Raw genomic sequence first — 13,224 nt, 5'->3', positions numbered from 1 at the left:
GAGAGAGAACGATGAGCGAGAACCTGCTCGAGGTGACCGGGCTGCAGAAGCACTTCCCGATCACGAAGGGGTTGTTCAAGCGGCAGGTCGGCGCGGTCCGCGCGGTGGACGGCATCGACCTGACCGTGCAGGCCGGCGAGACGCTGGGCCTGGTCGGCGAGTCCGGTTGCGGCAAGTCGACGGCCGGGCGGCTCTTCACCCGGATCCTGGAGCCGACCGGTGGCAAGATCGTCTTCGAGGGTGAGGACATCAGCCACAAGTCGGTGACCCAGATGCGGCCGCTGCGCCGCGACGTCCAGATGATCTTCCAGGACCCGTACTCGTCGCTGAACCCGCGGCACACGGTCGGCTCGATCATCGCGGCGCCGCTGCAGATCCAGAGCATCCCGACCCCGCAGGGGGTCAAGAAAGCCGTGCAGGACCTGCTGGAGCTGGTCGGCCTCAACCCGGAGCACTACAACCGGTACCCGCACGAGTTCTCCGGCGGCCAGCGGCAGCGCATCGGCATCGCCCGGGCGCTCGCCCTCCGGCCGAAACTGATCATCGCCGACGAGCCGGTCTCCGCGCTCGACGTGTCGATCCAGGCGCAGGTGGTCAACCTGCTGGAGGACCTGCAGTCCGAGTTCGACCTGACCTACGTGTTCATCGCGCACGACCTGTCGGTGGTCCGGCACATCTCCGACCGGGTCGCCGTGATGTACCTGGGCAAGGTCATGGAGATCGCGCACCGCGACGACCTCTACAAGAACCCGCGGCACCCGTACACGGTCGCCCTGATGTCCGCGGTCCCGGTGCCGGACCCGGTCCGCCGTGACCGCGCCCAGCGCAACCGGGTGCTGCTCACCGGCGACGTGCCGAGCCCGATCAACCCGCCGTCCGGCTGCCGGTTCCGCACCCGCTGCTGGAAGGCGCAGGACATCTGCGCGACCGAGGAGCCGCCGCTGGTGCAGCGGCTCGACGACCCGCAGACGCACCTGACCGCCTGCCACTTCCCGGTGGTCGAGGACGAGGCGGTGGCCGGCCGCAAACCGGCCGAGACCCCGGCCTGACCAGTTCCCCGATCAAGACCCGTTTCGGGTACGACGTGAAGGCCGCCCCGCCGTGATTCCGGTGGGGCGGCCTTCCGCGCATCGTCGGCACACCGGAACCGCCGTCCCGCGAGGTGACGTCACGTCCGCCGACGTTCATCGGCACGTCGTCGTGATCGGACGGAGTCGTTCCCGGCGGCCGGTCGGCAAGGATCCGAGGTCAGGACCAGCGGATCTGGGGGGAGCGGTAGAAGTGCACGCCGCGCCGGGTCCAGCGTTCGCCGTAGGCGCCCAGCCGGTCGCGGAACGAGATCCAGTCGTGGGTGGACCACGGTGACCAGGCCAGCTCGGCGATCGCGGCGAGCCGGGGGAACGCCTGGAACTCCACCTCGCCGTAGTCACGCAGCGTCTCCGACCAGAGCGGCGCCTCCACGCCGAGCACCGCGCTCGCCGGCACGCCGCGCGCCCAGCTGCCCGGATCCCAGTCGTAGGCGGTCCGCACCTCGATCGTCCCGGCCCAGTGCAGGCCGCCCGGGGTGAGCAGGTCGTACTGCATGTCGAGGTAGGCCCGGTCGGCCGGGGACAGGACCACCTTCGCCCCGGCCGCGGCGGCCGCCGCCACCTCGGGGCGGTCCCGGGTGACCGCCCAGTACTGGATCACCGCGCCGGTCGCGGCGGGCGCGGCGGCGATCTCGTGCCATCCGTACGCCGTCTTGCCGTACCTGGCTACCAGCGGCAGCACCCGCTGCTCGAACGCGACGTAGTCGGGGTGCGCGGTGGACATCGCCTCGTCCCCGCCGATGTGCAGGTAGGGGCCCGGGGTGAGGGCGGCCAGCTGCCGGATCACGTCCTCGGCGAACCGGTAGGTGACCTCCTTCCCGGTGCACAGCGAGCTGTAGCCGACCCGGATGTCGATCCGCGGCCGCGGCGCCACCCCGTCGCAGGTCAGCTCGGGGTAGGCGACCTGGGCCGCGTTCACGTGCCCGGGCATGTCGATCTCCGGGACGATCGTGACGAACCGGTCGGCGGCGTACCGCACCAGGTCGCGGTAGTCGTCCTGGGTCAGGAATCCGCCGCCGATCCCGCGGACCCCGGTGCCCGGGCCGCCGCCGACCGTGGTGAGCCGCGGCCAGCCGTCGATCTCGATCCGCCAGCCCTGGTCGTCGGCGAGGTGCAGATGCAGGTAGTTGATTTTGAAGCGGCTGATCTCGTCGATGAAGCGCTTCACGTCGGCCGGCGGGTGGAAGTGCCGGGCCAGGTCGAGCATCGCGCCACGGTAGGCGTACCGGGGGCGGTCGCGGATCACGCCGGCCGGGATGGTCCAGCGCTCACGGCGTACCGACATCGCTTCGATCGCCGGAGGGAGCAGCTGCCGCACCGTCTGCACACCGGCGAAGAGCCCGGCCGGGCGATTGGCGCGCAGCGCCACGCCCGCGTCGCCGACCTCCAGCCGATAGCCCTCGTCACCGATCCAGGGGTCGGCCGTGGCGTTGAGCCGCAGGTCGATGCCGCCGCTCCCGGCCGCCCGCACCGGCAGCGGAAAGCCGGTGGCCGGGCGCAGGGCCGCGGCGAGCCGGTCCGCGACCGGCCGGGCCGCTCCGGTCGCGGTGATCACGGTGCTCGCGGTCAGCTCGAAAGGAGCGGACGGCGCCGGTACGACCTCCGCCGGCGCCGGGATCACGCTGCTCAGCGTCGTCCCGGACGGCGGCGGACGGCGCCCCGCCGACCCGGTCATCCCGGTCAGCAGCAGCGCCGCCACCCCGAGCAGCAGCCCGATCCTGGTCCGTCCCACCGCTCGCCGAACCGCCATCCCGCAGGAACCACATGATCATCAGTGGCCCGAGCATAGGGCGGTCCGGCGCCGGTCCGCCGTCCCGCGTGTGAAGGAAGTGTGCAGGTCCTAGCGCTCGCAGTCGGTCCGCACGTCGATCTCGGTGCCCCGGCACAGGTCGCCGGCCGCGGTGACGTTGCTGCCGCCGTCCAGCTGGTCGACCCGCTGGTCGACCGGCAGACTCGGGTCGAAGCCGTTCAGGCTGTCGTCGCCGGCCTCGCCGAAGAGGCTGTCCAGGCCGGCCCCGCCGTCCAGGGTGTCGTCGCCGGCGCCGCCGCGGATGGTGTCGTCGCCGTCCGCGCCGTCGAGCAGGTTGGCCGCGCCGTTGCCGATCAGCGTGTCGTTCTCCGGCGAACCCCAGACGATCTCCACGTCCGAGCCCACCGTGTCGTGCTCGCCCGGCGAGCCGTCGTCGCCGCGGCCGCCGTCCAGGTCGACCGTGACGCCGTGGTGGGTGATGTAGGAGACCGAGTCCCGCCCGGTCCCGCCCCAGAAGGTGTCCGCGCCGAACCGGCTCGGCGAGACGTCGGTGCCCTCCAGCTCGCCGCGCAGCACGTCGTCGCCGGCGCCACCGGCCAGCACGTCGTCGCCCAGGTCGCCCTGCAGCAGGTCCCGCCCGGCCTCACCGAAGAGCTGGTCGTTGCCGGTGTCGCCGCGCACGTCGTCGTTGCCGCCGCCGGCCAGGATCCGGTCGTTGCCGGAGCCGCCCCGGAGGACGTCCTGGCCGCCGCCGCTGTAGAGCACGTCGTCGCCGCTGTTGCCGTACGCGAACAGCTGCAGGTTGGTCTTGTTGGAGAGCCGGTCGCCCTTGCTGCCCAGGGTGACCGACAGGAACGGCGTGTATTTGCTGGTGCAGCGGACCTTGGTGCGGTCGCCGCGGACCGCCTTGCAGCCCTTGCCGGCTTTGATCGGGTACTTGTCGTCGATGGTGACCGTCTTGCCGGACCGGGTGATCACCACCCGGTTCGCCTTGCCGGACGCCGCCGTGAACGTGACCAGCGACCGGCTCACCGACGCCTTGCCGCTGGTGGCGGCCTCGGCCGGGGTGCCGCCGGCCAGGGCCGCGGCGGTGCTGAGCAGGGTGGCGGAGAGTGCGACAGCGCCGACGCGCCATCTCCGGGCAGGTGCCATGGTGAATCCTTCCCCCGTGGATCAATTGAAGGGGAAGGATATCCACCAGTCGTTCACCCGGGTGTCACTCGGCTTCGGGACGGTCCAAAAGGCCGATGACGATCTGGTGCACAGCGTCCAGATCGGACGGGTCGGCGAGCTTGGCCTTGCCGCCGGTGACGGTGTACCACTCCTCGGCGTCCTTGTACTGCACCCGCAGGGTGAGCTGATCGCCGGCCAGCTCGCTGCGCAGCGTCAGGTCGCCGGTCACGACACCGACCTCGTCGGTCATCACCCCGCCCGGGCCGGGCACGAAGTCGGTGGTCTTGGTCGACGCGGCCGGGGCCGCATCGGGAGCCGGCGCGGCCGCGGCCGCATCCGGAGCCGGCGCGGCCGGGGCAGTCTCAGGAGCCGGCTCGGGCGCGGCCGGCTCGGGCGCGGCCGCGGGCTCGGCGGGCTTCTTCTTGGTCATCAGCAGGTTCCCAACATGTCGTCGAGGGCGTCCTTCTCCTTCTGCGTCACGGTCAGCTTGTAGTAGCTCTTCACCGTGACCCAGTCCGTCGCGTACTCGCACCAGGCGTCCCTGGCCGGCGGCTTCCACTGCGACGGGTCCTGGTCGCCCTTCGACCGGTTCGAGGTGGCCGAGACCGCGAGCAGTTGCGGGCGGTCCAGGTCGTTGGCGAACGCCTCGCGCTTCTCGATGGTCCACTTGTTCGCCCCGGAGCGCCAGGCGTTGGCCAGCGGCACGGTGTGGTCGATGTCCACCTTGGTCGGCGAGTCCAGCACCTTGCCGTCGTAGAAGCTCTTCCAGGTGCCGGCCACGACGTTGCAGCCGGACACCTTGACCTTGCTGCCGTCCCGCTCCAGGACCGAGTCCCGGGTGTCGCAGTTCTTGCCGGTGCTGTCCCAGTGCGGGAATTGCTCGCGCTTGTAGCCGGCCATCGAGCCGGTCTTGGTGACGACGGTCAGCTTGTCGAGTTGCTGCCGCACGTTGCCAGTCGCCTTGGTGGTCGTCTTCGTCGTCGCGGGAGTGGCGGTGGGTGATCCGGCGTCGACGGTCTGGCAGCCGGTGAGCAGGGTGGCGGTGAGGAGCAGGGGAAGCAAGTTACGTGGGGGCACTCGCTCAGCGTAAGCGGGTCCGTCGTGTGCCGCCCGTCGAGCGGCACACGACGGAGTGAATCATCGAGCGCGGTTGATAGCGCTGGTCACGGCCTTGATCGAGGCGCTGACGATGTTGGCGTCGATGCCGACGCCCCAGAACGCCCGGTCGCCGACCTCGACCTCGACGTACGCCGCGGCCTGCGCGTCGCCGCCCGAGGTCAGCGCGTGCTCCTGGTAGTCCAGCACCCGCGCCTTGATCCCCAGCGGCTCGACCGCCTGGGTGAAAGCGTCGATCGGGCCGTTGCCGACCCCGGTCAGCGGGCGCCGCACGCCGCGGTGGTGCACCTCGACGTCGATCTCCACCTTGCCGTCCACCGTGGCGGTGCTGTAGCTCTCCACCTTGAACTTGGTGGCCAGCTGGTGCTCGACCAGGTATTCCGCGGCGAAGATGTCCCACATCGCCTGCGGGCCGACCTCGCCACCCGCCTCGTCGGTGTGGTGCTGCACCACGCCGGAGAACTCGATCTGCAGCCGCCGCGGCAGGTCGAGCTTGTGCTCCTCCTTCATGATGTACGCCACGCCGCCCTTGCCGGACTGCGAGTTGACCCGGATGACCGCCTCGTAGGTGCGGCCCACGTCCTTCGGGTCGATCGGCAGGTAGGGGACGCCCCAGGTGAAGGCGTCGATCTCGGTGCCGGTGGCGTCCGCGTCGGCCTGCAGCGCGGTGAAGCCCTTCTTGATCGCGTCCTGGTGCGAGCCGGAGAACGCGGTGTAGACCAGGTCGCCCGCGTACGGGTGGCGCTCGTGCACCGGCAGCTGGTTGCAGTACTCGACGGTGCGCTTGATCTCGTCGATGTTCGAGAAGTCCACCTGCGGGTCGATGCCCTGGGAGAACAGGTTCAGCCCCAGGGTGACCAGGTCGACGTTGCCGGTCCGCTCGCCGTTGCCGAACAGGCAGCCCTCGATCCGGTCGGCGCCGGCCAGCAGGCCCAGCTCGGCGGCGGCCACCGCGGTGCCGCGGTCGTTGTGCGGGTGCAGGCTCAGGATCACGCTGTCCCGGCGGGGCAGGTTGCGGTGCATCCACTCGATCGAGTCGGCGTAGACGTTCGGCGTGGCCATCTCGACGGTGGCCGGCAGGTTGATGATCAGCGGCCGGGCCGGGGTGGGGTCGATCACGTCGATCACCGCGGAGCAGATCTCCAGCGCGTACTCCAGCTCGGTGCCGGTGTAGGACTCCGGCGAGTACTCGTAGAAGATCTCGGTGTCCGGGGTGTGGATCTCCGCGTACTTCTGGCAGAGCCGGGCGCCCTGCGTCGCGATGTCGGTGATCCCGTCCTTGTCCAGGCCGAAGACCACCCGGCGCTGGAGCACCGAGGTCGAGTTGTAGAAGTGCACGATGGCGCGCTTGGCGCCGCGGATCGACTCGAAGGTCCGGTCGATCAGGTGCTCGCGGCACTGCACCAGCACCTGGATGGTGACGTCGTCCGGGATCAGGTCCTGCTCGATCAGCTGGCGGACGAAGTCGAAGTCGGTCTGGCTGGCCGCCGGGAAGCCGACCTCGATCTCCTTGTAACCCATCTTCACCAGCAGCATGAACATCCGCCGCTTGCGCTCCGGGGACATCGGATCGATCAGCGCCTGGTTGCCGTCGCGCAGGTCGACCGCGCACCAGCGAGGGGCTTTCGCCACCACCTGGGCCGGCCATTGCCGATCGGGCAGCGAGATGGAGAACTGCTTCTGGTACGACTCGTAGCGCTGGAACGGCATGGCGCTCGGACGCTGCGTCTCAAAGGGGTGGGACATGTGACTGCTCCTGTCGCAATGAAGTCGAGCAGGCGGCGTGCATCAACTCCGCGACGAGGTGCCGGCCTGGAATGGGGCCTCGTCGCGGCAGCGAAGGAGGAGGATCACCTGCCACATGTCGCCCACCACGTTACGTGATCAACTTCCGGGCGGCCATCCGAACGACCGGATCGTGGGAAAGGCCGGTCAGCCCGCCGCCGACGGCCCGGCCGACGGGTCGGACCCGCCCGCGGACCCGGACATCGTCATCGGCTCGCCGCCCACCTCCGGGCCCGGGAACTCCACGGTGGCCGGCGCGCCGACCTGCTTGACCAGCTTCAGCGTGCCGAAGCCGACCCGGGCCGCGGTCAGCAGCCCGTCCCCCGCATAGCAGTAGACGCCGATGTCGACCGGCGCGTCCAGCGAGGCGGAGGTCGAGTCGACCGAGTAGCAGGCGCCGCCCTGCGCGCCGTCCAGCGGCTTCACCGCGGCCACCGACAGCGCCGAGTCCCGGTCGGTGAAGACCGTCAGCCACTGCCGGAACAACCGCTGCACCTGCGGGTCGTAGCGACGCGGCACCTTCTCGCCCTTGGCCGCCACGTGCACGCAGCCGGCGTTGATCGGGGCGCCGGTCATCGAGACCGAGCACTGATAGACGCCGTTCATGTTGTGCACGATCGAGACGTCCGCGGTGCCGCCCAGCGCGCCGTTCGCGATGTCCACCCGCCAGCTGCCGTCGGTGGCCACCTTGGCGACCACGTTGCGCGGGACGCCGTCGTCGCCGGTGAACGTGTAGAGCGCGGCGTACCGCCGGTCCAGCGCGCTGGCGGCCAGGCCGGCGAACTGGGTGCGGGCGTCCGGGCCGGCCGGGGTGGCCGCCGAGGAGGCCGGCGGCGCGGGGTCCGGCGTGCCGCCACCGCCGCACCCGGCCAGGCCGAGGGCCAGCAGGGCGGCGATGATCGCGGCCCGGCCGCGTCCGGATCCGGAGGGAAGGTGCACGGCGTCATTCTCGCCCCATACCGCCCGCCGCAGGCGACACGCCGGTCGCAGCGGCCCGGCGTGTCGCGCCGGAACGGCCGGATTCTGGGATCGTCTGTCGAGGCCGCCGCCCCGCGCGGCTAGGGTGGTGGCGATTGCCCTGAGAGGATTGGTTGGCCGTGGCTCTTGTCGTGCAGAAATACGGTGGCTCGTCGGTGGCGAACGCCGAGCGCATCAAGCGCGTGGCCGAGCGCATCGTGGCCGCCCGCAAAGCCGGGCACGACGTGGTCGTGGTCGTCTCCGCGATGGGCGACACCACCGACGAGCTGATGGACCTGGCCAACCAGGTGAGCCCGTTGCCGCCCGGCCGTGAGCTGGACATGCTGCTCACCTCCGGCGAGCGGATCTCGATGGCGCTGCTCGCCATGGCGATCCACAACCTGGGCTACGAGGCCCGGTCCTACACCGGCTCGCAGGCCGGCGTGCTGACCACCTCGACGCACGGCAAGGCCCGGATCATCGACGTCACCCCCGGCCGCCTGCGGACCGCGCTGGACGAGGGCGCCATCGCCATCGTCGCCGGCTTCCAGGGCGTGTCGCAGGACACCAAGGACATCACCACCCTCGGCCGCGGCGGCTCGGACACCACCGCGGTCGCGCTGGCGGCGGCGCTGCACGCCGACGTCTGCGAGATCTACACCGACGTGGACGGCGTCTTCACCGCCGACCCGCGGATCGTCCCGGACGCCCAGCACATCAAGAAGATCACCTACGAGGAGATGCTCGAGCTGGCCGCCGGCGGGGCGAAGGTGCTGATGTTGCGATGCGTGGAGTACGCGCGCCGGTTCAAGGTGCCGATCCACGTACGCTCTTCGTACTCGAACAAAGAAGGCACGCTCGTCACCGGATCGATGGAGGACCCTGACGTGGAGCAAGCACTGATCACCGGGGTCGCGCACGAGCGCAGCGAGGCCAAGATCACGATCGTCGGGGTGCCCGACGAGCCCGGTTCGGCCGGCCGGATCTTCGAGACCGTCGCGCAGGCCGAGATCAACATCGACATGATCGTGCAGAACATCTCGACCGAGGGCACCGGCCGCACCGACATCTCGTTCACGCTGCCGAAAGCCGACGGCCCCACCGCGATGACCGCCCTCGACAAGATCAAGGATCAGGTCAAGTTCAAGAGCCTGCTCTTCGACGACCACGTGGGCAAGGTGTCGCTGATCGGCGCCGGCATGCGCTCGCACCCGGGTGTCGCGGCCTCGTTCTTCGCCTGCATCGGTGAGGCCGGCGTCAACATCGAGATGATCTCCACCTCGGAGATCCGCGTCTCGGTCGTCTGCCGGGACACCGACCTGGACACCGCCGTCCGCGCCGTGCACGACCAGTTCGAGCTGGGCGGCTCGGAGGAGGCCGTCGTCTACGGCGGGACCGGCCGGTAAGCCGTCCGATGGCGCGGCCCACCCTCGCCGTCGTCGGGGCCACCGGTTCCGTCGGGACCGTCATGCTCGACCTGCTCTCGTCCCGGCGTGACGTCTGGGGCGAGATCCGGTTGATCGCCTCGTCCCGCTCGGCGGGCAAATCGCTGGTCTGCCGCGGTGAGACGCTGCCGGTCCGGGACCTGACCGCCGAGGCGTTCGACGGCGTGCACGTGGCGATGTTCGACGTCCCCGACGACGTGGCGGCGCACTGGGCGCCGATCGCGGTGTCCCGGGGCGCGATCGTCGTCGACAACTCCGCGGTCTTCCGGATGGAGCCGGACGTCCCGCTGGTGGTGCCCGAGGTCAACGACGAGGTGCTCGGCCACCGCCCGCGTGGCATCGTGTCCAGCGCCAACTGCACGGTCGCCGCGATGATCATGGCGGTCGCCCCGCTGCACTACGAGTACGGCCTCCGTGAGCTGGTCCTGGCCTCCTACCAGGCCGCCTCCGGGGTCGGCCAGGTCGGCGTGGACACCCTGCACGACCAGCTCACCAAGGTGGCCGGCGACCGGCTGCTCGGCTCCCGCCCGGGCAACGTGCGGCAGGCGGTCGGCGACGACCTCGGCCCGTTCCCGGCCCCGCTGGCGCTCAACGTGGTGCCCTGGTCCGGGGTGGCCGGCCCGCTCGGCTGGTCCTCCGAGGAGCTGAAACTCCGCAACGAGAGCCGCAAGATCCTCGGCCTGCCGGCCCTCAAGGTCTCCGCGACCTGCGTCCGCGTCCCGGTGGTGACCGGCCACTCGGTCGCCGTGCACGCGGTCTTCGGCGCCGAGGTGACCGCGGACGGCGCCCGTCAGGTGCTGCGCAACGCACCCGGCGTGATCCTGGTCGACGACCCGGACGCCGGCGAGTTCCCGATGCCGATCGACGCGGTCGGCACCGACCCGTCCTGGGTCGGCCGGATCCGCCGCGCCATGGACGACCCGCGCGCCCTGGATTTCTTCGTGACCGGCGACAACATGCGCAAGGGTGCCGCCCTGAACACGGTCCAGACCGCCGAACTGCTCGCCGCGGAGCTCAGCAAGTGACCGTCCCCGCTCCCTGACCGCGCGGCGCTCCTCCCGCTGTTCCTCGGCCCGCTGTTGTCGTTCCGGCGGTTGTCCGGCCCGCTATTTACTCGCTGTTCCTCGTTCTCGCTGCTTTTCGTGCCACCAGGAGGCCCCCTTGACCGCCACGCTGATCGGACCGGGCCGCACCGTGTCGCCCCGCTTCGACTCCGGGCCGCTGTTCGGTGAGCCCGCGGGCATCGTCTTCGACGGCGTCGAGCGCTGGCTCTGGTGGGGCCCGGACCTGGACGGCGAGGACCGCGTCGCGATCCGCGCCGGCCGCGTGCTGACCTTCGAGTCGGCCGCCGCCTGCCAGGCGACCTTCCCGGTCCTGTCCCTCAAGGCCGTCCCGCCGGCCACCTCCACGCCCGCGCTTGCGCCGGCGTCGGTTGTCTCCGAGCTCGTGTCCGCTACGTCCGCCTCCGCGCCGGCCTCCGGGCCGGGCGTCTGTGCGCCCGACGCCGCCTGTGCCGCCGACGGCGCTGGGTGTGGCTGCGGCGAGGGCGGGTGCGGGCCGGACTCCGAAGCGGACGACGACGGCCCGGTCGCGGCTGATCTGGGGCCGGCTCAGGATTGGGTACGCGGCAAGCGCCTCGCCGTTCCGGCCGAGAGTGCGCTCAACCTGTGGACCATCGGCATCGACGTGGCCCGGTCCACCGGGCAGCGGTTCGTCGAGCGGGGCGGGCTGCGGGACACCTGCTACGACAAGTTGATGGCGAACCAGGCGCCGTGGCTGTTCGGGCTGGAGGAGTATCAGCCGGTGTGGACAGCCCGCGAGCTGGCCGTGCTGCGGGAGACGCTCGCCCGCGCGATCCACGTGCTGCGCGCCGCCCTGCCCTGACCGGGGTCCGGCGTGGCGAGCGTTTGTGGAGCGCTCGCCACGCCGGGATGGCGTCAGGAGGCGGCTGCGTCCAGATCCGCCCTGGTGAGCAGGGCGCGCAGGGTGATGCCGGCGTCGGCGAGGGCCTGGGTGCCGCCCTCCTGGCGGTCGATCACGCAGAGCGCGTGGTCCACGTGCGCGCCGAGTTTGCGCAGCTCGCCGGTGGAGATGACCACCTGGCCGCCGGAGGTGACCACGTCCTCGACGACCAGCACGCGGCGGCCGGCCACCTCGGCGCCCTCGGCGAGGCGGGCGGTGCCGTACTTCTTCGCCTCCTTGCGGACGAAGGCGGTGGGCAGGCCGGCGTGCCGGGCCAGCGCGGTGACCACGGCGATGCCGCCCATCTCGAGGCCGGCCAGCACCTCGGTGCCCTCCGGGATCAGCACGGCGAGCCGCTCGGCGAGCTGGTCGAGCAGGACCGGGTCGGCCTCGAACTGGTACTTGTCGAAGTATTCGTTGGCGATACGGCCGGAACGCAGGGTGAATTCGCCGGTCAGGCGGCTCACGGTGCGCACCTGGCGGGCGAGGTCGCTGGAGTCAGTCACAAGGTCCCAGCTTGTCAGGCGGCGGTCCGGGCGCGTGCGGGCACCCCGGCTCTCGTCCGGATTGCTCGATGCCGCGACGCGCGGCTACGTGATCGTCACCCGTTGGCGTACTTGATCTCCGCAATACGGCATTCTATGTCTGTTTGGGGTAGTTTTCGCCTAATTAGCGGCTTGTGCCCGGAAGGAACATCGCTGTGACACCCTTCGCCATGCTCTTCCTGCTCGCCCTGGCCGGATCGACGTGTTTCGCGCTCGGCCGGGCCTTCGGCCGTGGGGAACGGTACGAGCGCGGATACCGCGAAGGCTTTCGCGACGGCGAGACCGGGTCGCTGGCCCGGGCCACCCGGTTGATGCAGCTCGGCGAGCGGCAGACGATCGCGCCGGTGGTGGAGACGATGCTGGGGCCCTACTGCGTGCCGCAGCAGATGGCGCCCCGCCCGGTGGGGCCGGCGGTGGCCGGCGTCCCGGTCCGCCCGCAGTTCGCCGTCTGATCCTGCGCCACGACCGCCCGCGGTCCGCCGTTTGAAATCGCGCCACGGCCGCCCGCGGTCCGCCGTTTCAAGTCGCGCTACGGCCGCTCGTGGTCCGCCGTCTGAATTTCGCCTGAGTCCCGCTTCGCTTCGCCGCCCCACCCTCGGGTGCCCGCCGGGCCCGGCAGACGTCTCCTGCGCCCGCTCAGCGGCCGGAATCAGCCTTCCTGATCTTTCATTGGCCGCAAGGAGCCGGTGGCCGCAAGGAGCCAGCGGTCGGGAGGAGCCGGTGGCCGCAAGGAGCCAGCGGCCGAGAGGAGCCGGTGGCCGCAAGGAGCCGGTGGCCGGGAGGAGATCCTCAGCGCCCGTAAAGGTGCGTCCGCACCAAGCCGTCCCTCTCCAGGATCGTGTCGACCATCCGCCAGAACTCCGGAAGCCGCGGATGCGCCAAGCCCTCCGCGCGGCTCAGTTTCTGCCCGAAGATCGAACTGTCCGGCGCGACCGAACCCCCGTCCACCAGCGTGGCCCCCGGCATCGGGGAGACAGCGGTCGGCCCGACCCGGCAGCCGAACGTCACATGATCGTCCGTCGGCCCGTCACCCCAGGTCCCGAGGATCGCGTCGATCCACGTCTCGTGCACGCCGTTGGTGTGGTGGTAGCAGCTGGCGAAGTAGACCGCCACGGTCGCCTCGCCCTCGTTGAGATGGGCCCACGTCCGGTCGGCGACGGTGCCGCAGCAGTCGCAGAAGAACTTGCGGTTCTCCCGGGTGCTCTCGTCGATGAAGAAGGTCACCGGCGGAACTATAGGGCGCACATGCGACAGGCCCGGTATCCGTTTCCGGAGACCGGGCCTGTCGGCAACTGGTCGGGGTGGCGGGATTTGAACCCACGGCCTCTACGTCCCGAACGTAGCGCGCTACCAAACTGCGCCACACCCCGTTGCTGCGAGAAGAATACTAGCGGACCGTCGCG

13 protein-coding genes and 1 tRNA gene are annotated in these 13,224 nt (G+C 70.8%); 5 read left to right on the top strand and 9 right to left on the bottom strand.

From position 1 onward, the window contains the following. The first annotated feature begins 11 nt into the window (after positions 1-11). On the top strand, positions 12-1,049 hold the full coding sequence (locus BJY16_RS06620; protein ID WP_185038221.1) for an ABC transporter ATP-binding protein: 1,038 nt from the start codon (positions 12-14) through the stop codon (positions 1,047-1,049). Positions 1,050-1,248: 199 nt separating this feature from the next. Here the strand turns inward: BJY16_RS06620 and BJY16_RS06615 are convergent, their stop codons facing one another. The 6 genes from BJY16_RS06615 to BJY16_RS06590 form a co-directional block, all read right to left on the bottom strand. Next, positions 1,249-2,820, bottom strand: coding sequence for a beta-N-acetylhexosaminidase (locus tag BJY16_RS06615; RefSeq protein WP_311775302.1), 1,572 nt, complete (start codon positions 2,818-2,820; stop codon positions 1,249-1,251). A 108-nt stretch (positions 2,821-2,928) separates the two neighbouring features. Further along, positions 2,929-3,990, bottom strand: a complete 1,062-nt coding sequence (locus BJY16_RS06610) for a calcium-binding protein (RefSeq protein ID WP_185038219.1) — start codon at positions 3,988-3,990, stop codon at positions 2,929-2,931. Positions 3,991-4,054: 64 nt separating this feature from the next. Continuing rightward, positions 4,055-4,441 carry a hypothetical protein gene (locus BJY16_RS06605; RefSeq protein ID WP_185038218.1) on the bottom strand — a complete coding sequence of 129 codons (387 nt, stop codon included), beginning with the start codon at positions 4,439-4,441 and terminating at the stop codon, positions 4,055-4,057. Then, a complete protein-coding gene (locus BJY16_RS06600) occupies positions 4,441-5,088 on the bottom strand; it encodes an HNH endonuclease family protein (RefSeq protein WP_239177446.1) in 648 nt (215 codons plus the stop codon). The genes BJY16_RS06605 and BJY16_RS06600 overlap by 1 nt, the downstream gene beginning before the upstream one ends. Before the next feature lie 60 nt (positions 5,089-5,148). Then, a complete protein-coding gene (gene leuA / locus BJY16_RS06595; protein ID WP_185038217.1) occupies positions 5,149-6,873 on the bottom strand; it encodes a 2-isopropylmalate synthase in 1,725 nt (574 codons plus the stop codon). Positions 6,874-7,059: 186 nt separating this feature from the next. After that, positions 7,060-7,851 (bottom strand): hypothetical protein, encoded by a 792-nt coding sequence (locus BJY16_RS06590; protein WP_185038216.1) that lies wholly within the window; start codon positions 7,849-7,851, stop codon positions 7,060-7,062. Between the two features lie 158 nt (positions 7,852-8,009). Here BJY16_RS06590 and BJY16_RS06585 point away from each other — a divergent pair, with 158 nt between their 5' ends. The 3 genes from BJY16_RS06585 to BJY16_RS06575 all read left to right on the top strand — a co-directional run bounded on the left by BJY16_RS06585 (position 8,010) and on the right by BJY16_RS06575 (position 11,198). After that, positions 8,010-9,275, top strand: coding sequence for an aspartate kinase (locus tag BJY16_RS06585; RefSeq protein ID WP_185038215.1), 1,266 nt, complete (start codon positions 8,010-8,012; stop codon positions 9,273-9,275). Between the two features lie 8 nt (positions 9,276-9,283). Continuing rightward, positions 9,284-10,339: an aspartate-semialdehyde dehydrogenase gene (locus tag BJY16_RS06580; RefSeq protein ID WP_185038214.1), complete on the top strand. Its 1,056-nt coding sequence runs from the start codon at positions 9,284-9,286 to the stop codon at positions 10,337-10,339. Positions 10,340-10,475: 136 nt separating this feature from the next. Further along, entirely contained in the window at positions 10,476-11,198 is a 723-nt protein-coding gene (locus BJY16_RS06575) for a hypothetical protein (RefSeq protein WP_185038213.1), read from the top strand. Positions 11,199-11,251: 53 nt separating this feature from the next. Here the strand turns inward: BJY16_RS06575 and pyrE are convergent, their stop codons facing one another. After that, positions 11,252-11,782, bottom strand: a complete 531-nt coding sequence (pyrE, locus tag BJY16_RS06570) for an orotate phosphoribosyltransferase (protein WP_185038212.1) — start codon at positions 11,780-11,782, stop codon at positions 11,252-11,254. A gap of 194 nt (positions 11,783-11,976) precedes the next feature. Here pyrE and BJY16_RS06565 point away from each other — a divergent pair, with 194 nt between their 5' ends. Then, positions 11,977-12,273 (top strand): hypothetical protein, encoded by a 297-nt coding sequence (locus BJY16_RS06565; protein WP_185038211.1) that lies wholly within the window; start codon positions 11,977-11,979, stop codon positions 12,271-12,273. Between the two features lie 337 nt (positions 12,274-12,610). Here BJY16_RS06565 and BJY16_RS06560 read toward each other — a convergent pair whose 3' ends face one another. After that, positions 12,611-13,045 (bottom strand): hypothetical protein, encoded by a 435-nt coding sequence (locus tag BJY16_RS06560; RefSeq protein ID WP_185038210.1) that lies wholly within the window; start codon positions 13,043-13,045, stop codon positions 12,611-12,613. A gap of 69 nt (positions 13,046-13,114) precedes the next feature. Beyond that, a tRNA-Pro gene (locus BJY16_RS06555) sits at positions 13,115-13,191 on the bottom strand. Positions 13,192-13,224 lie beyond the last annotated feature (33 nt).

The sequence above is a fragment of the Actinoplanes octamycinicus genome (assembly GCF_014205225.1).
GTDB lineage: Bacteria > Actinomycetota > Actinomycetes > Mycobacteriales > Micromonosporaceae > Actinoplanes > Actinoplanes octamycinicus.
The sequence above is the reverse complement of the archived record's forward strand: the minus strand, read 5'-3'. Positions and strand labels throughout refer to the sequence as shown.